At 55.7% G+C, this 23437-nt stretch carries 23 protein-coding genes; 6 read left to right on the forward strand and 17 right to left on the reverse strand.

Annotated elements, in window-relative coordinates; all coding sequences use genetic code 11:
• Window positions 1-68 precede the first annotated feature (68 nt).
• The 3 genes from K1718_RS00685 to K1718_RS00695 all read left to right on the forward strand — a co-directional run bounded on the left by K1718_RS00685 (window position 69) and on the right by K1718_RS00695 (window position 2399).
• Window positions 69-1277 (forward strand): gluzincin family metallopeptidase, encoded by a 1209-nt coding sequence (locus tag K1718_RS00685; protein ID WP_265680075.1) that lies wholly within the window; start codon window positions 69-71, stop codon window positions 1275-1277.
• 41 nt (window positions 1278-1318) lie between these two features.
• Entirely contained in the window at window positions 1319-1792 is a 474-nt protein-coding gene (locus K1718_RS00690) for a hypothetical protein (protein ID WP_152498926.1), read from the forward strand.
• 199 nt (window positions 1793-1991) lie between these two features.
• Window positions 1992-2399 carry a hypothetical protein gene (locus K1718_RS00695; protein WP_265680074.1) on the forward strand — a complete coding sequence of 136 codons (408 nt, stop codon included), beginning with the start codon at window positions 1992-1994 and terminating at the stop codon, window positions 2397-2399.
• Between the two features lie 72 nt (window positions 2400-2471).
• On the opposite strand, the gene K1718_RS00700 is transcribed toward K1718_RS00695, so the two are convergent.
• The 11 genes from K1718_RS00700 to K1718_RS00750 all read right to left on the reverse strand — a co-directional run bounded on the left by K1718_RS00700 (window position 2472) and on the right by K1718_RS00750 (window position 13304).
• Entirely contained in the window at window positions 2472-2810 is a 339-nt protein-coding gene (locus K1718_RS00700) for a slr1659 superfamily regulator (RefSeq protein WP_152498928.1), read from the reverse strand.
• A 31-nt stretch (window positions 2811-2841) separates the two neighbouring features.
• A complete protein-coding gene (locus K1718_RS00705) occupies window positions 2842-3387 on the reverse strand; it encodes a slr1658 superfamily regulator (protein WP_152498929.1) in 546 nt (181 codons plus the stop codon).
• Between the two features lie 3 nt (window positions 3388-3390).
• Complete coding sequence (locus K1718_RS00710; protein ID WP_265680073.1) at window positions 3391-5799, reverse strand: SpoIIE family protein phosphatase; 2409 nt, start codon at window positions 5797-5799, stop codon at window positions 3391-3393.
• Entirely contained in the window at window positions 5796-6974 is a 1179-nt protein-coding gene (locus K1718_RS00715; protein ID WP_265680072.1) for a class I SAM-dependent methyltransferase, read from the reverse strand. Before K1718_RS00715 ends, K1718_RS00710 begins: the two co-directional genes overlap by 4 nt.
• A complete protein-coding gene (locus K1718_RS00720; protein WP_152498932.1) occupies window positions 6971-7492 on the reverse strand; it encodes a ubiquinone biosynthesis methyltransferase UbiE in 522 nt (173 codons plus the stop codon). The genes K1718_RS00715 and K1718_RS00720 overlap by 4 nt, the downstream gene beginning before the upstream one ends.
• Before the next feature lie 323 nt (window positions 7493-7815).
• The gene (locus K1718_RS00725) at window positions 7816-8916 is read right to left on the reverse strand and encodes a branched-chain amino acid ABC transporter substrate-binding protein (RefSeq protein ID WP_152504044.1); all 1101 of its coding nucleotides are present in this window, start codon (window positions 8914-8916) and stop codon (window positions 7816-7818) included.
• 165 nt (window positions 8917-9081) lie between these two features.
• Entirely contained in the window at window positions 9082-9450 is a 369-nt protein-coding gene (locus tag K1718_RS00730; RefSeq protein WP_152498933.1) for a DUF6867 family protein, read from the reverse strand.
• Window positions 9451-9460: 10 nt separating this feature from the next.
• The gene (locus tag K1718_RS00735) at window positions 9461-10192 is read right to left on the reverse strand and encodes an ABC transporter ATP-binding protein (RefSeq protein ID WP_265680071.1); all 732 of its coding nucleotides are present in this window, start codon (window positions 10190-10192) and stop codon (window positions 9461-9463) included.
• Complete coding sequence (locus K1718_RS00740) at window positions 10189-11034, reverse strand: ABC transporter ATP-binding protein (protein ID WP_152498935.1); 846 nt, start codon at window positions 11032-11034, stop codon at window positions 10189-10191. Before K1718_RS00740 ends, K1718_RS00735 begins: the two co-directional genes overlap by 4 nt.
• Window positions 11031-12365, reverse strand: coding sequence for a high-affinity branched-chain amino acid ABC transporter permease LivM (gene livM / locus K1718_RS00745; RefSeq protein WP_152498936.1), 1335 nt, complete (start codon window positions 12363-12365; stop codon window positions 11031-11033). The genes K1718_RS00740 and livM overlap by 4 nt, the downstream gene beginning before the upstream one ends.
• 3 nt (window positions 12366-12368) lie before the next feature.
• The gene (locus K1718_RS00750; protein WP_265680070.1) at window positions 12369-13304 is read right to left on the reverse strand and encodes an ABC transporter permease subunit; all 936 of its coding nucleotides are present in this window, start codon (window positions 13302-13304) and stop codon (window positions 12369-12371) included.
• Between the two features lie 314 nt (window positions 13305-13618).
• On the opposite strand from K1718_RS00750, the gene K1718_RS00755 reads away from it, so the two are divergent.
• From K1718_RS00755 to K1718_RS00765, 3 genes are all read left to right on the forward strand, one after another.
• The gene (locus K1718_RS00755; RefSeq protein WP_265680069.1) at window positions 13619-14500 is read left to right on the forward strand and encodes a substrate-binding domain-containing protein; all 882 of its coding nucleotides are present in this window, start codon (window positions 13619-13621) and stop codon (window positions 14498-14500) included.
• A gap of 17 nt (window positions 14501-14517) precedes the next feature.
• Window positions 14518-14991, forward strand: coding sequence for a tRNA (N6-threonylcarbamoyladenosine(37)-N6)-methyltransferase TrmO (tsaA, locus tag K1718_RS00760; protein WP_152498939.1), 474 nt, complete (start codon window positions 14518-14520; stop codon window positions 14989-14991).
• An 89-nt stretch (window positions 14992-15080) separates the two neighbouring features.
• Entirely contained in the window at window positions 15081-17186 is a 2106-nt protein-coding gene (locus tag K1718_RS00765; protein WP_265680068.1) for a 3-hydroxyacyl-CoA dehydrogenase NAD-binding domain-containing protein, read from the forward strand.
• 20 nt (window positions 17187-17206) lie between these two features.
• Here K1718_RS00765 and K1718_RS00770 read toward each other — a convergent pair whose 3' ends face one another.
• The 6 genes from K1718_RS00770 to K1718_RS00795 are packed head-to-tail and all read right to left on the reverse strand — an operon-like array spanning window position 17207 to window position 23416.
• Window positions 17207-18238: a phosphotransferase family protein gene (locus tag K1718_RS00770; protein WP_265680067.1), complete on the reverse strand. Its 1032-nt coding sequence runs from the start codon at window positions 18236-18238 to the stop codon at window positions 17207-17209.
• Between the two features lie 3 nt (window positions 18239-18241).
• The gene (locus K1718_RS00775; protein WP_265682439.1) at window positions 18242-19477 is read right to left on the reverse strand and encodes an acyl-CoA dehydrogenase family protein; all 1236 of its coding nucleotides are present in this window, start codon (window positions 19475-19477) and stop codon (window positions 18242-18244) included.
• Between the two features lie 21 nt (window positions 19478-19498).
• Window positions 19499-20485: an NAD(P)H-dependent flavin oxidoreductase gene (locus K1718_RS00780; RefSeq protein ID WP_265680066.1), complete on the reverse strand. Its 987-nt coding sequence runs from the start codon at window positions 20483-20485 to the stop codon at window positions 19499-19501.
• Window positions 20479-20970, reverse strand: a complete 492-nt coding sequence (locus tag K1718_RS00785; RefSeq protein WP_265682437.1) for a MaoC family dehydratase — start codon at window positions 20968-20970, stop codon at window positions 20479-20481. The genes K1718_RS00780 and K1718_RS00785 overlap by 7 nt, the downstream gene beginning before the upstream one ends.
• 5 nt (window positions 20971-20975) lie before the next feature.
• Window positions 20976-21797 (reverse strand): SDR family oxidoreductase, encoded by an 822-nt coding sequence (locus K1718_RS00790; protein WP_265680065.1) that lies wholly within the window; start codon window positions 21795-21797, stop codon window positions 20976-20978.
• Window positions 21794-23416 carry a long-chain fatty acid--CoA ligase gene (locus K1718_RS00795; RefSeq protein ID WP_265680064.1) on the reverse strand — a complete coding sequence of 541 codons (1623 nt, stop codon included), beginning with the start codon at window positions 23414-23416 and terminating at the stop codon, window positions 21794-21796. The genes K1718_RS00790 and K1718_RS00795 overlap by 4 nt, the downstream gene beginning before the upstream one ends.
• Window positions 23417-23437: the final 21 nt, after the last annotated feature.

Genomic DNA, 23437 nt, shown 5'->3' on the forward strand with positions numbered 1-23437 from the left:
CAACAAGAGATTGTGACCAACACCGGTTTCCAGGCCGGTTGTAAAAATACCGGATTTCAGAGGTTGAATTGAGTATCTATCTCGACCAGGAAACCATCTCACCTGAAACGGGCCGTCTCGGCACCCGGTTTCTTCTGTATCCGCAGGTGCCGCACCTGGCCGGTTATGAAAAACCGGAAACCGTCTGGATCAGCACGTCGCCGAACGAGATTCAGCCAGGACCGGCTGACCGCCGCATGTATGTGGCAGATCCGCTTTTTGAAAAGCCTGTTTACGAGTATCCCTTCCAGCCTCCTTTTACGGGCGAACAACACCCGCCGGCAGAAGCGGGGCCAGACGGACATTTCGATCATCTGGACCCATCAAGCCGCCAATTTGTCTGCGCCCATGTGTTTGCTTCACTCAGACGCGTGCTCGACATCTGGGAAAGCTATCTCGGGCATGAGGTTGTCTGGCATTTCTCGCAAACCTATGAACGGCTTGAGATCATTCCATTCGTAAGTTGGAATAATGCCCAGTCGGGATATGGCTACATGGAGTTCGGTACCGAGTTGAGTGACCGGGAAACGGTCTATCCATATGCCTTGAACTTCGATGTCATCGCGCATGAATTCGGTCATGCGCTCATTTTTGCGGAAATGGGGACACCCGTCGGCGGGAACGCCAACCGTGAATATTTCGGTTATCACGAGAGCGTATCGGACCTGATCGCACTCATTTCGCTTCTTCATTTCGACAGCGTGCTCGACCGGCTGCTGCGCTCGACCCGCGGCAACCTTCTGACCATGAACGAACTAAACCGGATAGCGGAGTTGTCCGGTGACCGACAGATTCGGACTGCCAGCAACGACCGGAAAATGAGCACCGTCACAGACGCCGTGCACGATCTGTCTAAGCCCTTTACCGGCGCGATATTCGATACCCTTGTAGAGATCTATCACCACAATGCCGTAGACGGAAACTTGGTCGATCTTCCGGAAAGTATTTCGCATGACCGGCTGTTCGAGCTCGGCCATCATGAAATCGAGCTGATTGGACACCGGTTTGCCGATGCCTTCAACGCACGTGAATTTTTGCTGAAATCCGCGCTTGCAAATGCGCGAGACCTCATGGGATCCGCAATCGCACGATCCTGGAGCGCACTCAATCCCGACACACTCAACTATGCACTGGCCGGCGCTGCAATTGCCGACCAGTTGGATGCGCTTGGCAATTCTGCTGCCGGGGACATCTTGATGGAAAACCTGGCATGGCGGGAAATTCTGGTGAGAACCTGACATGCCGTCGACAACCTGAATTCCCAAAGGGGGGAAGATAAATGAGCGATCAACTGCCGACCATCCTATCCATACCGCCGTATGATCCTGCGGAAATTATTCTCATTGGAAGCAACATTGCCGGCAGCGGCAGCAAGACGGTGGCCGAGGTCAAGATCGAGTCCGGCGGCAGCCCGGATAGTCGGCTGACCATCCAGTTGATGGACACGGGCGCTGATCAGCAGATCGCATTGATACGGGCCTATGTTTATGAAGGCAACTATTACGAGTTGCCGAAGCCTAAGATCATGGTGGTCACGGGTGACGCAACCGATATCCCAGGCGACTACGTTCCCAAAAACCGCAAGCTTCAGTTCTGGCGTATGAACAAGCTCAACAGAACGACGGAAATCTCGGTAGAAGACGGATTGCTTGAAACACTTGTTCTGGAAGCCAACATGCCTGGTCGAAGGTCGCCAAATTCCTATGCCGCCAACATGCAAATGGCGCATAAATCTGGAAGGCTGACGTCATAAGCCCTGCCCTGTAGACACGAATTGCCAAATCGCGCTGAGGTCATCGCAGAAAGCCCAAAGGGCATGGCTACCGATGGCTGTTCGGCAAACAAGATAGCAATGCCAAAAACGTCTTCTGGTAAGTGCGTGTGCTCTTTGACGCTGACACTACCGCCCGCACCGGCCCAGAAGCATTGAGGACGAGGAGGATCAAGTCGCGATGTCCGATGACAAAAAGCCTTTTTGCGGAACCTATGAAGTCGGTCAGATCAGGATCACGGCACTCGACGGCCAGGAAAGCCTTGCCAAAGGCGTTGTGCCAGGCGAGATGACCGTGACGTCGGCTGAATTCTCCTATGTACCCAACACCCCTGACGAAACCGCTCTCGACGTTTCCATCGAGGAGTTTGCGACCTTCAACAGCTCAGGTGACAGGATCGTTCATATCGAGGACCTGAAGCTGCTCTTACAAAGCGACACCAGCTATTGGGCAACTGAAGACGTCAAAGCAGCCTTCACAGTCGAAGACGCTTTCGAAATGTCCGTCAAGATGCGTGCGGATAAGTTGTCTCTAGCCCCAGGCCGTCTTTACGTCCGTTTCCATTGCGAAAAAGGCAGCGAGGGGTAAGAACGCTCACCAGGGCGGACGGAAACTGACCGGTGTTGCATTGCGCTCCGTCGGTCAAATGCCGGACTGCTGTCAGGAAATCGTCAGTTCGAGCGCGGGGTGCAGGCGTTGAAGGTTGCGGAGGGACTTGGATTGCCAGGGGATGCTCTTGGAGCCAAGAACGCGGACGCCGACTTCCGGTTGTTTCCGGATCTCGATGGTGAATTTCGCAAAGAGGTTGATGCCGGAGCTGTTCAAGAACTCAAGTCCGGTCAGGTCAAGCGTGATGAGATCGGGTTTGGACCCGAGTACGGAGTTCATGATTTCAAGTATCGGCGCATAGGCTTCCGTGCCTGAAAGCCGCATGGTGCCTTCATAGTGGATGGACGCACCTTCAGTCCAAACGCGGTAATCGTTGGTGCTGATTTCCATGTTGGTATCTTCCTTTGGAATAAGTCAGCGATCAGGAAAGTCGCAATGAGGCAAACGTAGTCAGCTTTACGCCTTCACTTACATGCTCGCGGTGGAAAGACCAGCCCAATTTGGCTTCGTAATCGCTCATGAGCGTAAGCAGGCCCAGGCCTGAGCCGGTCGAGTCGGGATTAAGGGCATTTTCTTCGATTTTCTCCAACAAGAGCTCACCGGGTTCGCGCTCCAGAAGTTCGCGCAGAAGCTCCTGGAAACGAGACGCGGTTTCTTTGTCGATCTTGTTGATAATTTGAATCTCAAACGTTTCACCCTGGAGGCTGCTGTCGATGGCAATGTCACCGCCATATCGAAATTTGACCGCGTTCTCGAGGATCTCGTTGATCATGTAGCTGATGCTGTGGCGTGCATCCACCGGATCAACTTCTCCGGGGCATGCCCGGCTGAAATACTCGCCAATGAAATCCGATGTCACGCCGCAATGATGCCAGCTGAGTTCCAATGGCTCGGCCATCAGCGTCAGGCAAAACCGCGTCGCGTCGCCACCGTTTGAAGAGTGAGTATGTCCAAAATCTTCAGCCATGACCTACCTGTGCTTCAAAACCACGAGCGTGATATCGTCAAACACCTTGTATTCCCCGATATGCATCTTGACGTCATCGATGACGGCTTCAGCGATGCCCTTGGCCGATTTGTGGCGATTGCTGTGGGCACTGTCGCTCAACCGGTCCAGGCCAAACATGTTTCCGGCCGCGTTTTCAGCTTCCGTGATACCATCGGTGTGAAGGATCAGAATATCGTCCGGACCGAAACTCAAATCCAATGTTGCGACAAATGCGGAGATATCTGCTTCCAAACCGACCGGGAACCCGAGATCCATAGTGTCGATGCGTTCGGTCTCGCCGGTTGATCGGATGATCAGCACTTCTTCATGCTGACCGGACAACGTCACCTTGCCATCAACGTAGTCGACAAATGCAAGGGTCAGATGTTTGTCGGATTTGGTCCGCGTGATGTTCTTGTAGACGGCCCGGTTGAGCACATCCAGAAACGCGATCGGGTCCTTGTCACCCTTTTCCTGCAAGGCGCGGGCAACTGACTGAACCATCAGCATCAGCACGCCACTCTCCAAGCCGTGGCCGGTCACATCGCCGATACCCACCTTGATGTGTTCACCATCAAAGAGAACATCGTAGTAATCGCCGCCCACCTCATCGGCCGGTTCCATGAAGGCGGCAATCTCGATTTGCGGAATGATCTCGAGCTCGCTGCGACGTGGCAGCACCATCTCCTGAATGCGTTTGGCGACATCCAGTTCTGCGCCCAGACGCACATTCTCCGACTTGAGCCGCTTGTTAAGCGCACCAATTTCCTTGTTCGCGGTTTCGAGCTTTTTCGTTCGCTCCTCGACCAGGTTCTCAAGGTTTTCGGTATGGAAACTGATTTCTTCGGCCATGCGGTTGAACGCAAGACCGGCAGCTGCCACCTCATCGCGGGTCGGGATATCAACCCGGACGGAATAGTCCTTGTTCTGCAGCGCACGTGCTGCGCCGGCCAGCTGTGACAGGCCTTTGGTGATCCGACCGGAAATGGCGTAAACGGCAACAGTCACGATTACCAGACTGATCAGAAGCGCCGCGATCTGCCAATAAACGATCCGCTCCGTCGCCTCGGACAATTCATGCTGTACAGCCGTCAACGGTGCATAGATTTCGTCCTTGGCAACCATGAAACCAAGGGTCAGATTTTCAGAGACAATCGTTTCGCCATTCCAAAGATTGATGGGCGAAAGTTCCTTCAGAACAACGATATATCCTTCACCCGTTTCTTCGTTGAAATCGCCATCGCCGCCGAGCGTTATGGAATCGATTACTGTGCCTGTATTGTGCGGCAGTTCAAGATTTGCGACCTCGGGGAAACGGCTCTTCCCGAGGAGCCGATCGATCCCGGTCACACCCTGACCTTCACCACCTACAGAGACAAGACCAAGCGTTTCGGCACCGGCCTCACTCACGGCAATGACGTTTCCTGCCGACGACGTAAGAAAGCCGAACCCGGTCTCAGCGATCTTTACATTCTCAACCAGATTGGAGAGCTGATCGAGCGTGATGTCGACAGCCGCCATGCCTGCGACATCCGAACGGTCAGCTGTCCAGAGCGGGTAAAAGAAGCTGACTATGCGAGCGCCGGTGATTGCATCGATATATGGATCCGTGCCAACGATATCGCGGTCAACCGGCCGATTGGCCGGGTCCTTGATCCAGCTTTGCCAGCCTTCATAGACGCCAGGAAAGAAGAAATCCCAGAAGTTGTCTTCGTTGTGGCCGGGATAAAGCTTGTCGAATGTCTGCGCCTGATCCGTATAAGGCGTCGTGCGCATGATCGGCTTGTCTTTTGGGCCGACATAATACATCTGCAGTTTCGGCGACCCGGTCTTGAGGATACCGGGTGCAATCAGGTTGAAAGCGGAGCTGTCAGAAATCTGTGCCTCGACCTCAGGCAGCGGATTGCCGTCGTCATCCAGCAGATACCCCCAGACACTGACAACGGATTCTCCCGGTGAATTCTGTGACCAGCCAGCTTGCGGATTAAAAACAAGTTTGTCGCCAAGCTTGGGGTCTGCTTCGACAGTCCTGCCGACATTGGTGCCGGTCTGAGGATTGTCAATCAAAGTCTGCATGGCACCGCCAAGCGCTTCAACTTCGGAAAATACCTGATCGAGCAGCAGATCGGTTCTGAGCGCCGTCGTGTCGATATATGTCCTCAGGTACTCTTCCGTGGCGCTGGTGAGACCGGTCGCGACCTTCTCGGTCGCGTCGTTGGACAAACGTTGCACATTCCAGATGGCAACGCCGCCGGCCAGCATGAGATCGAACAGAACCGCCGCGCCGACGACCGCAATGAATTTGGCCCGAAAACTGTGCCTCGAAAACCGGCCAACTGACTGCCCGTCCTGCGGCTCCGGAGTTTCGGTCCCTACATGCGTGACACTCATTTTGGTTTCCGTCCCGAAGCGACCCAAATCGGCCAGCCTGCATATCCCCGTGGATGCTTGGCCGCGAAGATATGGTCCTGGAAACCCTGCCTGAATTCGCGGATCTGCTCTTCACTGTCACCACGCTCGACAGCCATCTTGCCGGCGTAGACATCTTCCCAGGACTGGATAATATCGGCGAAATCCTGGGGATCGCCGTCCAGGTTGGTCACCATGAACGATTCCATCTGAATGTCTTCAAGGCCTGCATCGATCAGGTATCGCCGGCTCTTGGGGCCAAGCTCGATATCCATGTTGAAATGGGCCCAAAGCCGCGCAACTTCATTGTAGGTGCGCTGGATTGATTCCGACCTCGGCTCACCCAGACAATGGGAGTTTTTCTCGTTGGTGATGTAGATGCGGCCGCCCGGCTTGCAGATACGCAGCAGCTCCTGAAGGATCAGTTCAGGCCGATCGAACACCTGAAGGGAATGGCGGCAGGTGACGAAGTCGAACTGGTCGCTTTCCAACAGCATTTCGGACGCATCACCAAACACATAGTCGATGCCGCGAATGCCGAAATCCGTCGCGACCTTGCGCGCATAGTCGAGACTGGACCGACTGTGATCCAGAGCCACCAGCCGATCGGGCTGAAATTCCTTTTGCAAGAGAACCGCGAAATCCCCGATACCGCAGCAGATGTCTGCCACCTGCAATCCGGGTTCCAGGCCATGGCGCTGCAAGATGGCCCGTTCATGGCGCCATGTCAGTTTGGTCTGCGTGCGCAAAATCGGGATAAAGCCACCCTCTTCAAGGAATGTCTGGCCTGGATAAAACTCGTTATCGTATTCCCCGACGGTGATATTTTCGGACATGGTCTCAAGCACCGCGAATTTGCGGGTGGCCCAACCGACCACGCTCGAGGTTGTCACGTGAACTTTCAGATCGCTGCGCCCGCGCACCAGGTCCAGAATCTTGCCGGCGAAGGCATGAAAAGCGACATTGTTCATGCGCACCAAGCGGCGAACATTGACATAGAAGCGCCCACTGACGCTGGAAACGGAGCTTTCAAGCGCGGAAATGCAGCTGTTCATTTCCTCGCTGCGCTGCGGCCTCAAGCTGCCGTGCAATGAAAATTCCTGGTCGTTTTCGTTGAAGTTCCACTGAAACCCTTGCGAAATACTGTCAGCAATCATTCTGTTTCGTCCTCAAGCGCCAATTCAGCGACCAGACACATGCGACCATTTTCAAGCCTGTCGATTGTCAAACGCGCACCGTAGTCGACGCCCAGCTCCAGCAGCCCCAGGCCAGCATCCGGTTCGTCTTCTGTGAACAAAGCTTCCAGATAAAGGGCTTCCGCATCAGAGGCCTGCACCTTTTCGATAGCCTTCCGGTAAGTCTCGAATGTTGGTTGATCTGCAGGAAAGGTCAGCTCTATCCGGTCGTGGTTGCCCTGGCGGTGCACGGCGCATTCAAGCTTGCCGTCTTCTCCATGAACGCGAAATACAGTTTCCAGGAGTTCGTTCAACGCGGATGAATAAAGATTTGAAAAAAGCAGAGAATCCAGCCGATTGTGGCTGACCATTCGAGCCAGATACCCCGACATCAGATCGCAATGCGCCCAGTCAGAGCAAAAATCCTTGATATCCAAATCCATATGGAGCATCTGCGGCACGTCGGAATTCAATGACATGCCTTCAGAAGTCGCCTGCATTTCTATTCCCCCGTTGGCATAGTCCCTTGCACCCTTATGCGGAGTGTTCGCTGTTTTACACTTTGCACGGAAAAACGCTCTGGTGACACGTGTGTCATCAGTAATTCACTTATTTAATAATAGGGTTTCGCTCATTGTCGGCGATATAGCAACAGCAATCGCGTGGAAGGTTTCATGAAATCACGAGGTTAAGCCTTTTTGGTTTTCTCCCAAGGTTCCAAGTTGCTGCTTCGCCTGTCATCATCAAACCCGAAAACAAGAAAACCCGCCCGGAAATATCCGGACGGGCTCAATCGGGTCACCCCGAACAGTGTGTCAGCAACTTACTTGTAGTCGTACTGACCGTCTTTCCACTCATACCAGACATAACCAGGCAGAGAGACGTCGCCCTTGTCGTCGAAGGACAGGTCGCCGAGAACGGTTGCGAAATCACCGGCGTTCAGAGCACCAACGACAGCATCATAGTCCGTGGACTTTGCAGTCGTTGCAGCAGCCGCCCATGCCTGGATCGCCGCATAGGTGTACAGAGAGTAGCCTTCTGCGGTTTTGCCGGCATCTTCAAGCGATTTCACGACGGGTGCCGCAATCGGGTTCTTGCGTGGGTCCGGAGAGAAGGTCATCAATGTGCCTTCGCCGGCCGGGCCGGTGATTGACCAATACTCGTCGGTGACGAGTGCATCGCCGGAAACGAGGATGGTGTCCATACCCTGGTCAACCATCTGACGCTTCATCAGGCCTGCTTCCGTGTGATAGCCGCCGACATAAAGAACGTCGATGTTTTCCTGCTTCAGCTTGGAGACCAGCGCGGTGTAGTCCTTTTCACCAGCGGTGTAGGCTTCGTAAAGAGTTTCGTCTTTACCAAGGCTGTTCATCACACCTTTGGTTGCGTCGGCCAGGCCCTTGCCGTAGGCAGTCTTGTCGTGAACAACGGCAATGTTCTTGTCGCCGAATTCCTCAGCCAGATAAGTACCTGCGACCTGACCCTGCTGGTCGTCACGACCGCACACGCGATAGACACCCGGACCAGGACGCTCATCGGTGAATTTCGGGTTGGTAGATGCCGGAGAAATCTGAATGATCCCCTCTTCAGCATAGACAGCGGACGCCGGGATGGACGAACCAGAGCAGAAGTGACCCGCCATGAACACGACACCCTTGCCGACCATCTGGTTTGCAACAGCAACGGCCTGTTTCGGATCGCAGGCATCGTCGCCCACTTCCAGAACGAGCATTTCGCCATTGACGCCACCGGCGGCATTGATGTCAGCAACTGCTTGCTCGGCACCAGCTTTCATCTGCGCACCAAAGGACGCGTACTGACCGGTCATCGGACCGGCTGTTGCAATCACGATGTCCGCAATAGCGGCAGTGGACATGGCCACACCGGCAACAGCAGCAACACTCGCCAATAGATATTTTTTCATCATTAACTCCCCTGGTTCCAGTTTTCTGGACCATTTTGGACACGAAGCCTGCGCTTCCCAAAACGCCTGCTTCAATTTTGGCCGCGGTCAGAACGATTCTTATCTTATTTCGCCCAAAACCCAGCCGGTTCCCCATGGGCACACAATATGCGCCCCTGGAATTCTTCAGCCCTCAGCGTAGCGGTCAGATTGTCCTTCACGCAACCGCCAAGTGAACGGACCTGTTTTTTGGTAAAGCCAAACATACTGTGTTGTCATTTGGTTAGTCCGCGTATAGCGCCAGCCCCCGAGACCGAAGGCAAGCACAACCAGATAGTCCACAATCAAATAGTGCACGGACAACAGCGAGCCTTCAAAAAGGGCAAAGGTCAGGAACCTGATTGCCAGCGTCAACAGGAACAGGAACCACAACAACACCAAAATCGGACGCCAGGTGTTGGCGCAGGCACGTCCCGTCATCCAGGCCGCACCGCCTCCGAGCCCGCACAGCAGGATCAAAAAGACGCCTATGTTCGTTTCGTAGAGAATACCCATGTCGCGCCTCCTAGTGCCTCCCGCCTTCAAGGTAAGCTGCCTGCACGTCTTCACGCGCCAGCAGTTCCTTGCCGGTTCCGGACATGGTGATCTTGCCGTTCACCATCACATATCCACGGTGCGCCAGTTTCAAGGCATGATAGGCATTCTGTTCCACCAGAAACACCGTCAGACCGTCGCTCTGGTTGAGATCCCTGATCGCATCGAAAATCTGCTTCACAATGATCGGTGCCAGACCCAGGGAAGGCTCATCGAGCAGAAGCAAACGCGGCTTGGACATGAGTGCCCGCGCAATGGCGAGCATCTGCTGCTCACCACCCGATAGTGTGCCGCCGCGCTGGTTGCGTCTTTCCTTCAGGCGTGGAAACAGGTCAAATGCCCGGTCCAGGCTGCCGTCAACGTCCTCGTTGCCGGCCATTTCCGCACCCATGACAAGATTCTCCATCACACTCATGCGCGGGAAAATCCTGCGGCCTTCAGGTGACTGCGCAATGGACTTTCGCATGATTTCATGCGTCGGCATGTGTGTAATGTTTTCGCCGTCATAAAGAACCTCGCCTGACGAGGCATGAGGCGTTCCGCAAATGGTCATCATCAGGGTGGACTTGCCCGCCCCGTTGGCTCCGATCAGGGAGACGATCTCTCCATTGTCAACCGTCAGGTCGACACCGCGCAGAGCGATAATCTTGCCGTAATGGGTTTCAACATTGCGGACTTCAAGCAAATGGCTCGGAGCTGTCATATGCCGACCTCCTCTTCCACTGCATCTACTTCTTCATCCGGAACGCCGAGGTAGGCGGCAATCACCTTGGGATCATCCTTCACTTCTGGCGCTGTGCCATCAGAAATCTTTTCACCGTAATCCAGCACCACGACGTGATCGGAAATTTCCATGACAACGCTCATGTCATGCTCGATCAGGAGGATCGAGGTGTCGTGCTCCTTTCGGATATACTGAAGCAAGGAATTCAGTTCAGCACTTTCCTTGGGGTTCAGGCCGGCGGCCGGCTCGTCAAGGCAAAGTAGTTCCGGACCGGAACACATGGCCCTTGCGATCTCAAGACGGCGTTGATCACCGTAGGGCAAATCAGCTGCAGGCGCGTCGGCACGATCAATCAGAGCTGTTTTTTCCAGCCAGTAGCGAGCCTTGTCGACAGCCTCGCGTTCAGCGCTCCGGAACGATGACAGGCCGAAGATGCCCGCCACCGAATACCCCGAAGCCACCATGAGTGGATTGTGCTGTGCCACCATCAGGTTTTCCAGCAACGTCATCCCGCCGAATAGGCGAATGTTCTGGAACGTCCGGGCAACCTTTGCACGCGCGGAGATCTGAAAATCGGGCATGCGCTCCAGGAGATAGTGCTCCCCGTTGGAACGGTTCATCACCACCCGGCCTTCCGTCGGCTTGTAAAAGCCCGTGACGCAGTTGAACACCGTCGTCTTGCCGGCGCCGTTCGGTCCGATCAGGGCCGTGATATCCCCACGGCCGACATTGAAGGACAGATCGTCCACCGCAACCAATCCACCGAAGCGCATGGTCAGGTGCTCGATTGTCAGGACGGGGTTGTTGTCCCAGGAGCTCATCCGTGACCCTCCTGCACCAGATCGGAACTGATCCCCTTGCCTTTCTTGCCACTCAACGTGATCGAAGGATTACGGGTGGAGATCAGGCCGCGAGGTTTCCAGACCATGATGATGACCATCAAGAGACCGAAAACGAGCATGCGGTATTCTTCCAGGCCGCGGAAAAACTCAAACCCGCCAATCATCACGATCGCGGCAATGACAACGCCGATCTGGCTGCCAAGGCCGCCCAGCACGACGATTGCGAGGATCACCGCCGATTCGATGAAGGTGAAACTCTCCGGGGAAATGAACCCCTGGCGTGTCGCAAAGAAAGATCCGGCAAAACCACCGAACATCGCACCGAGAGCAAATGCGGTCAGCTTGGTGTTGGTGGTGTTGATGCCGAGCGAGCGACAGGCAATTTCATCTTCGCGCAAAGCTTCCCAGGCGCGTCCAACCGGCAGTTTGCGAAGCCGCATCGTCACGAAGTTCGTGATCAGCGCCATCAGCAGGATGAGGTAATAAAGGAAGATGATGCGGTGGATCGAGCTGAATTCCAGTCCGAACGTGTCCGCGAACCCGCCTTCCCCTCGTGTGAATTCGATGCCGAAGAAGCTCGGGCGCGGGATGCCGGAGATGCCGTCAGGACCACCGGTGAACTCATACCAGTTGAGCAGCACGACCCGAATAATTTCACCGAATGCCAAGGTTACGATAGCGAGATAATCACCGCGCAATCGCAACACCGGAAACCCGAGAATGATGCCCCAGAATGCCGCCAGAATGCCGGCGAGCGGGAGGCAGATCCAGAAGGAGAAGCCAAAGTACTCCGCCAACAACGCATACGAATAAGCTCCGACTGCGTAGAATGCGACGTAACCAAGGTCGAGCAACCCGGCCAGTCCGACGACGATATTCAATCCCCAGCCAAGCATGACATAAGTTGTCACCAGAATGGCGAGGTCGAGATATTGCCTTGAGCCGCGTGCGCCATAAGCGGACATCAGCAGGAACGGCAGAACCACCGCCAGCACCAGGAAGATCGGCATGGCGTATTTGCCGAGCGGCGCAAGCGACTGCAAATTCGGCATCAGGCTGCCGGCCGTCTGAGTCACGGGTGTTTCCGCTTTCCAGACGAAGAGGTTCAGAAGCAGACGACCGCCAAAAACGATGGCCACCGCAACTGCAACAGCTCCCCAGCGGTAGACGATGCCGAGCTGACCCCCAAGGCCGCTGGCGACTTCAGCCTTCATGCCGATGAGGACTGCAAAGAGTGCGAGCGCAATCAAACCACCCGCCGCTGCATCCTTCACCGAATCCATGAAGAAGTTATCGGATTTCACTGACATGGATCAGACCTTCTCCACTTCCGGCTTGCCGAGCAGACCTTCGGGCATGAAGATCAGAACGATTGCAAGGATGGAGAAAGCGGCGACGTCCTTGTATTCGACCGAGAAGTAGCCGGACCAGAACGTTTCGATCAGGCCAATCAACAAACCGCCCAGCATTGCACCAGGAAGCGATCCGATCCCGCCAAGCACCGCTGCGGTGAAGGCTTTAACGCCTGCAAGAAAGCCAATGTAGAAGTCGATCACACCGTAGTAGAGCAGGAACATCAAGCCGGCGACCGAGGCGAGGCCAGCCCCCATGACGAAGGTCAGCGAAATCGTGCGGTCAACATTGATACCAAGCAAGGACGCCATTTTGCGGTCCTGTTCGCAAGCCCGCTGCGCGCGCCCGAGAGACGTTTTGTTGATGAGCAGCGTGAAACCGATCATCAGAGCCACGGTGACAACAATGATCAGGATCTGGGTATAAGACAGCTGAACAATAAAACCGGATCCGTCGGCACCGCCATCAGTCAGTGTGAAACCGCCGGAAATCAACGGCTGCAACGGCTTGTTGCGTGCGCCTTGAGAGATCTGGACGAAGTTTTGCAGGGCAATGGACGCACCGATCGCGGTGATTAGCGGCGCCAGGCGGAACGAGCCGCGCAAGGGCCGATAGGCAATGCGTTCAACCGTCCAGCCCCAGGCAGCCGTCAGCGCCATGGATACGATCAGGACACCGATCAGTGCCAGAATCAAAAGCGCCACGGGCAAGGATGCCGTAATGCCGAGGGTTACAATAAAAATCAGCGCGATAAACGCGCCGACCATGAAGATATCACCATGAGCAAAGTTGATCATTCCGATGATGCCGTACACCATCGTGTAACCGATGGCGATCAGGCCATAGATCGAACCCAGCGTCACGCCATTGATCAGCTGCTGAAGAAAGTATTCCATATTGTTCTTGTTACCCCCGGAGGCTATTGCCGCTTTTTTAGCGAGGCCTTTTTTGCCTTCATGAAGAAATCATTACCAAGACCAATTTGGCGTGACAATTCCTCTCGCGATAACCGCTTGAGAAAAACACATTTCTCCGTTTTTTGCGCAAATCAGGAAAATTTTCTCGGCAAAGACCCATTCTTGCCTTTAAAAGCCCAGCTCGGTGCCGCGCAAGGTCTGAGCTGCGCAACCTCACAACACAGGCTGCCTTCGCTGTTAGGCTTGTGCGATGCGCTGATTGACCGTTAGTGTTCCGACAAAAAGCAGGACAGATGTTGCCGGAAAACGAACCCTCCGCCCCCCAGTTCTTGACCACCAAGGAAGTGGCCGACCTGTTGCGGGTCAAAGAGCGCAAGGTCTATGATCTTGCAGCTGCAGATGAAATTCCCCACCGGCGGATCACCGGGAAACTTTTGTTTCCATCTGTCGAACTTCATGCCTGGATCGAAGGATCCGGCGAAATCAAGCCTGCTGTGCGGCCCGATGTGCTGGCAGGATCTCATGACCCCCTTTTGGATTGGGCAATCCGGGCCTGCGGATGCGGTTTGGCAACGCTGTGCAACGGAAGCCGAGACGGCCTGATAAAATTCGAGGCCGGCACAGCCGCGCTCGCAGGCATTCATCTGCCGGAAGAGAATGGCTGGAACATTGCTTCGGTGGAGACACTTGGCGTTTCCGACACCGTTCTGATCGCCTGGGCTGTACGAAAACGTGGTCTTCTTGTTTCGACCGACGACGAAGCCAGTGTTCCGTCCATCGCCAGCTTAAGGGGCAAGCGATTTGCCATGCGGCAACCAGGGGCAGGCGCTGCATTGCTGTTCTCCAGACTTCTTGACGATGAAGGACTGAGTGAAAACGACCTTGCCTGCAGCAAGGATTACGCTCACACGGAAAACGAGGCTGCGGCCATGGTGGCTGCCGGGGAGGCAGACGCCGCCCTTGGGCTCCAGTCCATGGCTCGGCAATTCAAGCTTGCTTTCATACCGCTGATCGACGAACGATTTGATCTTCTCATCGACAGGCGCTCTTTTTTCACCGCGCCTGTTCAGACGCTTTTCGCATTTGCACGCTCGCAGGACTTTCAAGACAAGGCTGAAGCGCTTGGCGGGTATTCCCTTGAAGAGACGGGTACCGTGCGCTGGCTGTCGGCATAACAAACAGGCAATACAAGATGAGCGACGTCCGTCCCCACGAAATCATGGTTCCCACGACCGCCCCCGATGATGCCCGACTTCGTTTCATCGGTAAAATCCACACACCCTGGAGCGATCGCAAGGACTGTCCAAGGCAGGGAAAGATCGATGGACCGGAATGCCGGATCGAGATCTTTGAGCCTTGGGTTCCGGCACTGAAAGGCATTGAGGACTACGACCGGATCGAAATCCTTTATTGGCTCGACAAGGCGCGGCGTGACCTCGTGGTACAGAATCCGGGCCATAGTGACAGTGTTTTCGGCACGTTTGCCCTCAGATCTCCAGTAAGACCCAATCCGATAGGTACGGTCCTGGCGAAACTCGTATCAGTTGACGGAGCAACCTTGGTTGTGCGGGGTCTTGATTGTCTCGACGGCACACCATTGCTGGATCTGAAACCGGACCGATGCGCCTTCTCACCCAAAGCTTCGCCAAAGCCTGCAGCAACTTAAGCGATTCCCTTTGGTCAACTTGACAAGTTTCACGCGGGACCGACAATCCCGCCAAAAGCCGTTCGGGTGAGCGGCGACGGGAGGTATTTATGCAGTCAGGTTCGCAGACCGGTGTGAATGACGTTGTTTCAATCGAGCGGCATGGACAGACCGCTCTGATTGCCATCCACAATCCACCGGTAAACGCGGCCTCGCACGCCGTGAGGTCAGGTCTTTGTCAAGCACTTGCAACGCTTCAAAACGAGCCGGACATAAAAGCGATCGCCATTTACGGCCGGGGCCGGACTTTCATCGCAGGTGCTGACATCAGAGAGTTCGGCAAACCGCCTCAAGACCCCTGGCTGCCCGAAGTCTGCAACATTCTCGAAAACAGTCCGGTGCCGATCGCCTGTATTCTCCATGGAACCACTCTGGGTGGCGGCCTGGAAGTCGCGCTTTCCTGTCATGCGCGCGTTGCGCTGAAAGGGACAAGGGTTGGCTTTCCGGAGGTCAATCTCGGCATCCTGCCAGGCGCAGGGGGCACCCAACGCGCCCCTCGTCTGGCCGGTATCGGCGCGGCCTTAAACCTTGTGACCAGCGGCAAACCCATTTCAGCCGATGAAGCTCTCGAAATCGGGCTCATCGACCGAATTCAGGACGGAGATCCGCACGAAGTTGCTATGCAAGCTGCTGAAGAGATTGTCGGCAATATTCTCAAAACCAGGAAAACAGGAACGTTGGCCGTTGAAGCAGACGACAGGGCTCTTGATGACATGCGCGAAACCCTTCGCAAACGACAGCCTCACTTGTTTTCGCCGCACAAATGCGTCGATGCCATCGCCGCTTGCCTGCTGCCAATTGAACAGGGGCTCAAGGAAGAGCGACGGCTTTACAATCAATGCATGGACAGTCCCCAACGCGCCGGGCTCATCCATGCCTTTTTCGCAGAACGCGCCGTCGCAAAGGTTCCGGAAGCCGCTGCGACACCATCAGAGATCACCGAAATTGGCGTGATTGGTGGTGGCACCATGGGCTCAGGTATTGCGACCGCCGCGCTGCTTGCAGGGTTTCCGGTCACACTGACAGAACGAGATGGAGCCGGGCTCGAGCGAGCCAGAACGACGATTGCCGGAAATCTTGAAGGCGCGGTCAAACGCGGCAAGCTTTCAGCCGAGGCACGAGACAAGATCTTTGCGGAGAAACTTAAAACCGACACCGACTACGCAGCCCTCAGCAATGCCGATATGGTCATTGAAGCCGCGTTTGAAGACATGAGCGTAAAGCAGGACATATTCGGAAGGCTCGACGACGTCGCAAAACCTGGGGCCGTTCTGGCCTCCAACACCTCCTATCTCGATATCAACCAGATTGCTGCCGCGACCCGGCGACCTGAAAGCGTTCTCGGACTGCATTTCTTTTCACCGGCCCACATCATGCGACTGATGGAAATCGTCGTCGCCGACAAGACAAGTGCCGAAACGGCTGCGACGGGTTTCTCCCTTGCCAAGAAACTCAAGAAAATCGCCGTACGTTCGGGTGTTTGTGACGGCTTTATCGGCAACCGCATCATGACGTTTTACAAGAAAGCGGCCGATTACATGATGATGGATGGCGCTGCACCTGACGCAATCGACAAGGCCATGACCGGTTTCGGGTTTGCCATGGGCCCCTACCAGGTTGCCGATCTTGCCGGCCTTGATATCAGCTGGGCAGCCAACAAACGTCGCGCGGCAACACGTCCATCCGAGGAAAGATACATCCCGATTGCCGACAGTCTTTGCGAAAAAGGGTGGTTTGGCCGAAAAACCGGAAAGGGTTTCTATCTCTACGGGCCCGAAGGTCCACACCCCAACCCGGATGCGCTTGCAATCATTGACGCGGAACGCGGCAAGGCCGGTGTGACGCCACGCCCGTTTGCGGCTGAGGAAATCACCGACCGCTTCATGACCGCGATGATCCTGGAAGCAAACCGGGTTTTGGAAGAAGGAATCGCCCTGCGCCCTATCGACATTGATGCCGTGTTTCTGTTCGGATATGGCTTTCCGCGTTTCCGCGGCGGCCCAATGCACACGGCAGACCAGATAGGAGCGGCAGAAATCGTCAAACGGATTGAGGCCTATGCGCTGGAAGACAGCTATTATTGGCAGGTACCGGAGCTTCTCCGCAAACTGGCAATAGACGGCGGCACTTTCGCGGAGATGAACGGCAAGGCCTGAGGAGGCGGGCTCCCCCTCCCTCAGACAGTCCGAGCAGCTGCAAGACCGCCAGACGCATAATCCGGGACACTGGCCCCGAGTTTCAGGCCAAGTGCCGGGTTGGAGGCGTTGCCGTCCAACGCCCGTTTCTTGACACCTTGCAAGATGGCCCCCATCCGGAAAAAGCAGAAGGCAAGGTAGAAGCCAAAACCGGGGATGCCAGGCAATCCCATGCGTTCGCAATACCTGTCGATGAAGGCCTGATCCTCCGGCAGGCCCAATGCTGACCTGTCAACGCCTTCAAGACCGCGCCCTTCCACACCGGGCGGACGCTGCCATTGCATGATCAATGCCGCCAGATCGGCAAACGGGTGCCCGATCGTCGAGAGCTCCCAATCAAGAACTGCAACACAGGCAGAACCATTTTCATCAAACAACAGATTGTCGATGCGATAGTCGCCATGGACCAGCGTCCGGATTCCATCGTCGTCCGGAACGTTGTTGTCCAACCAGCTCATCAACGCGTCCATCGCGGCAATGGGTTCTGTCTCGCTGGCACGATACTGCTTGCTCCACCGGTCGATCTGCCGACGGTAATAGTTTCCTTCAGGGCCGAAGTCCGAAAGGCCGCGCGCCGACAAATCAATTGTGTGTATGGCGGCCAGAACCCGATTCATCTCACCATAAATACCAGCCCGGGTTTCACGATCCAGCTCTGGCAAACGCGGATCGTCGAAATTTCGCCCCCTGACACATTCCATCACGTAGAAAGCTGAGCCGATAATGTCGCGATCCTCGCACAGAATATGCATGTTCGCGACCGGCACATCCGATCCGGCAAGCGCTCTTTGGACCCTGAATTCACGATCAACAGCATGTGCCGACTTGAGCAGCTCACCTGGAGGTTTTCGGCGCAAGACATAGTGTCCAGACGACGCTTTGAGGTGAAACGTCGGATTGGATTGCCCGCGATTGAACTTTTCTGCCTGGACCGGACCCGCAAAGCCTGGCAAATGCTGCTCCAGCCAGAGGGCAGCTGCATCGATATCCAGGTCACTTTCCTTGCCTGACACCGGTCACACCTTGCTGTTGGTGTGTTTCTTCAATTCCGCTCGGGCAACCTGACGGCGATGAATAGCATCCGGACCGTCGGCAAATCGCAATGTCCTCAGATTGGTCCACATGCCGGCGAGCGGAAAATCCTGGCTGATGCCGGCAGCGCCGTGCATCTGCATGGCTTCATCGACAACTTTGAGTGCCATCAGGGGCGCGACAACCTTGATCTGACTGATCCAGGGTTGGGCCGCACGGGTGCCTTCCGTATCCATCTTCCAGGCCGCCTTCAGGCACAAAAGTCTGGCCATTTCGATTTCCATGCGCGCATTGGCGATGATGTCGTAATTCGCGCCCAGATCGACCAGTTTCTTGCCAAAGGCTTCGCGTCCCAAGGCACGTTTGCACAAAAGTTCCAGAGCCTTTTCTGCTTGGCCAATCGCCCGCATGCAATGATGAATTCGGCCCGGACCTAGACGCCCCTGCGCCACTTCAAAGCCGCGCCCCTGTCCCAGGACCAGATCGGTTTCAGGCACCCGCACATCGGTAAAACGAATATGCATATGGCCGTGAGGGGCGTCGTCCGCCCCAAAAACCCGCATGGGGCGCAGGATTTCAATGCCCGCTGCATCAGCGGGCACAAGAAACATGGAATGACGGGAGTGCTTTTGTGCTTCCTGATCAGTTTTGGCCATCACGATATAGAGGCTGCATCGCGGGTCGCCTGCGCCCGTCGCCCACCATTTTTCGCCATTGAGCACCCACGCTTCACCGTCGTGCACCGCCTCAAGCGCCACATTGACGGCGTCGGAGGAAGCGACGTTTGGTTCCGTCATCAGATAAGCCGACCGTATCTCCCCTTCCAGCAGCGGCTTCAGCCAACGCTGTTTGTGAGCGTCGGAACCATATCGTTCCAGAACCTCCATGTTGCCGGTATCGGGTGCGTTGCAGTTGAATACTTCTGCCGCGATTCCGGCTTTTCCCATCTCTTCTGCCAGATAGGCATATTCCACCGTCGTCAGCCCGAAACCTCGCTCGCTGTCGGTGAGCCAGAAATTCCAAAGTCCACGTTGTTTCGCCAAAGCTTTCAGATGGTCGAGGATTTCCAGTTGCCGCTCTGTCATCAAAAAACGGTTGCCGCTCGGATGGCGACCGACCTCTTCATGATATTCCTGATCGAGTGGCGCAATTTCGGTTTCAACCATTAGCCGAACGTTTTCGATCAACGGGCGCACCCGGTCAGAGATACCCAGATCCATGTTGGTCAATATCTCTCTCCCTCACATCAAATCTGCACGCAACCGGGCCAGGGCGGCGCGAAACTCCGTCTCCAGCCTGTCGACCACTTCAGACGCAGGACCGACGGACTTTATCGAGCCGATGCCCTGTCCCGCACCCCAGATCTCGCGCCAGGCTTTGGGCAGCTCGCTGTCATCGGGCATCACGCTGACTTCCCAGGATCCGGGAAGCGCTTCCGGATCGAGCCCCACTTTCCGAATGGACTCTTTCAGGTAGTTTGCAGGATGCCCGGTGAAGAGCTTTGACGTCATTACGTCTTCTGCGCCGCCGGACACCATCATGTCCTTGTAGTCCTGTTCGGCATTGGCTTCGTCTGTCGCCACAAACGGCGATCCGACGTAACCCAAATCAGCACCCAGGACCTTTGCCGCCAAAAGCGCTTCGCCGGTCGAGACAGCGCCGCCCAAGAGCAACGGGCCGTCGAACCACTCTCGAATTTCCCGCACGAGCGCAAATGGCGATTGAGGCCCGCCATGACCGCCGGCACCCGCGCAAACCGCGATCAGACCATCGGCTCCTTTGTCGACTGCCTTGCGCGCGTAGGTGTTGTTGATAACGTCGTGCAAGGCAATGCCACCACAAGAATGGGCAGCGTCGTTAACCTCCACACGCGCGCCCATGGAGGTGATCCAGATCGGCACCTTCCAGCGCGCACAGATTTCAACATCTCTTGCCAATCGTTCATTGGACCGGTGAACAATCTGGTTGACTGCAAATGGCGCTGCGGGACGGTCGGGGTTCGCCTGATTGTGTCGGTCCAGTGCTTCGGTGATCTTTTGAAGCCAGACCTCGAGCATCACCGGCCCTCCCGGCTCATCCCGTGCATTCAAAGCCGGGAAGCTACCGACAATGCCCGATGTGCATTGTGCAACAACCAACTCGGGACAGGACACAATGAAAAGAGGGGCTGCCACTGCAGGCAATCGCAAGTTTTGCAGCACAGCTGGCAATCGCCGGTCCTTCAGCATGCTGCGACCTCCGGATCCTTCGTGAGGTAGAACCGATTGAGCCAACTCGCGACCAGCGCCGGGCGCCGGGCGTTTGCAATCTCCACTGTAGCATCCCACACAACATCGATTTCGCCGGTCTTTGGCCGTGACAATCCGGCAAGCACAAACCGTCCGCGCACGCTGTCTCCACTACGAACTGGTGTCAGAAAGCGGACCTTGTCGAATCCGTAGTTAATGCCGATCTGCGAACCGATGATTTTCGGTTGCGCTTCCTGCGCCATTGAGGAGAGCAGCGAGAGCGTGAGAAAGCCATGCGCAATTGTTCCACCAAAGGGTGTTTTCTCCGCTCTTTCCGGATCGACATGGATGAACTGGTGATCGTTCGTGACACTTGCGAAAGCATCAATCGTCGCTTGATCGATCTGCTGCCAGTTGGAAACACCGACTTCCTGACCGATCTTCTCTTCCAGTTCCTCGACCGTGAGTGCCTGAGTGGACAACATTCCAGTCACTCATACGCCTCCTGGAAAAGGTCCGGTCCCGTTTCGACATTGATGCCGCCGCTGATTGGCAGAATAGCCCCGGTCACGTAAGAGCCGCCTGGCCCGCACAGATACTGCAATGCCGCGGCAATATCCTCCGGCCGCCCGACACGGCCCAGCGGGACCTGCGCCCCGACCCGGTTGCGGATTTCCTCGTCCGCAGTGGCGAATGCTGTCATGTTGCTGATGAAAGGACCGGGCGCCAGCGCATTCACCGTGATGCGCTTTTCGGCAAGCTCCTTGGCCAGGATACGCGTCAAATGATGTACAGCCGCCTTGGAAGCCGCGTAGCTGTAGGCCCTGTCTCCGTGTGCCGTTTCGCCCATCACAGAACCCACATTGACAACGCGCGCAGGGTCGTCGTCGCTTGCCGAGGCTTCCAGCAGCGGAAGCATCGATTGCGTTAGATGGAAAAGGCCGGTGACATTGACCCGCATCACCCGGTCCCAGGCGTGATAGGGGAACGCTCCCAGCGGCGTGCCCCAACTGGTGCCCGCATTATTCATCAAAATGTTCAGCCTGTCCGTTCTGTCGTCGAGCAGTTTTACAAGTGCGTCAATGCCTTCTTCGCTCGAGACATCTCCACCAAATCCGATTGCCTTTCCTGAATACCCCAGCGCATTCAAAGCATCGGCTGCCGCCGTGCACGCTTCTTCCTTGCGGCTGGCGATAAAAACCTTTGCACCGGCGGCCATCAATCCTTCGGCAGCCATTCTGCCGATGCCTGTTGCCCCACCGGTAACAAGAGCAATCCGTCCTTCCAGGCCGAACACGCTGTCAGGCCTCATGACGTCTCCTCAGAATAGTGTTTTCTCAACGTGAGTTTTGAGACCTTGCCTGTTGCGGTTAGCGGAAGTGAATCCACAAATACGACATCGTCCGGCAGCTGCCATTTGGCGACACGTTCGGCGAGCCGGTCCAAGATATCCTGTTTTTGAGGCTGCGCGTCCTCACGGGCTTGCACAATAAGCAGCGGGCGCTCATCCCATTTCGGGTCGGGCACAGCAATAACGGCACAGTTGGCGATGCCAGGATGCGACATGACGATGTTTTCAAGATCCAGCGAACTGATCCATTCACCGCCCGACTTGATCAAATCCTTGGAACGATCGGTAATCTGCAAGAAACCATCGGGATTAATGGATGCAATGTCGCCAGTGCAAAACCAGCCTTCGGCGTCAAAAACAGGCTTGGACGCTTCCTCGTTTTCAAAATATCCGGAGGTGATCGTGTTGCCCCTCACATAAAGATGGCCGGGAGTTGAGCCGTCATGCGGCAGACGATTGCCATTGTCGTCAACGATTTTGAGATCAACCCCGAACACACGCCTGCCCTGAGACTGTTTTCGGTCGACGCGCCGATCAAGCGGCATTTCATCCATGGACGGAGGCAGATTGCACTGCGTGCCAAGCGGACTCATCTCCGTCATTCCCCAGGCATGACAGACGTTGACGTTTTTCTGTTCGAAGGCCTCAATCAAGGACCGGGAGGCGGCGGACCCGCCCACCACAATATCCGAGAACCCGTCCGGTAAGTGACCGCGCTGGTTGATCTCGTTCAAGAGCCCGAGCCAAACCGTCGGCACACCCCAGGCCGACACAACCTTTTCACCATCCATCAGATCGAACAGGCTTTTGCCATCGAGCGCCCCTCCTGGAAAAATAAGGCTGGCGCCTGCCAGAGGCGCTGCATAGGGAAGCCCCCAGGCATTGACATGAAACAGGGGAACGACAGGCAGAATACGAACGCCTTCGCGCAAGACCTTGGGGATCGTCACGCACAGACTTAACGCATGCAAGACCGTTGAACGGTGCGAAAACAGCGTGCCTTTTGGGTTTCCCGTTGTGCCGGAGGTATAACAAAGACCGGCAGCCTGATCTTCTGGAAAGTCCGGCCAGTCGATTTCCTGCGGTTGTCCGTCCAGAAGCTCTTCATAGCATAGCGCGCCTTGAAGTGTTGTCTCAGGCATGTGCGCCCGGTCTGTCATCACGACGATTTGCAGATTGTCCGGCAGATGCGCGCGCAGCTTTTCAACAATCGGCACAAAGGTCAGGTCCACAAAGAGAACCCGATCCTGGGCATGACCGACAATGTAGGTCATCTGTTCGGCCGACAGCCGCGGATTTATGGTGTGGCAAACAGCACCTGATCCGGATATGGCGTAGTAAAGCTCAAAATGCCGATAACCGTTCCAGGCGAGCGTTGCCACCCGGTCTCCTTCTGTCACACCAAGCGCTTTCAAAGCATGCGCAAGCTGTGCAATCCGGCCGGCAGTTTCCCGGTAGGTCGTCCGATGGATATCACCTTCGGTCCGCACGGAAACGAGCTCTGCAGACGGGTGATTTTCCGCTGCGAACGTGATGAGGTCCGCGATTTTCAGCGGACGGTGCATCATCATGCCCTTCATGTGTTTCCTCCCAGAACACGC

It is taken from the genome of Roseibium porphyridii (assembly GCF_026191725.2).
In the GTDB taxonomy this organism is placed as follows: domain Bacteria; phylum Pseudomonadota; class Alphaproteobacteria; order Rhizobiales; family Stappiaceae; genus Roseibium; species Roseibium porphyridii.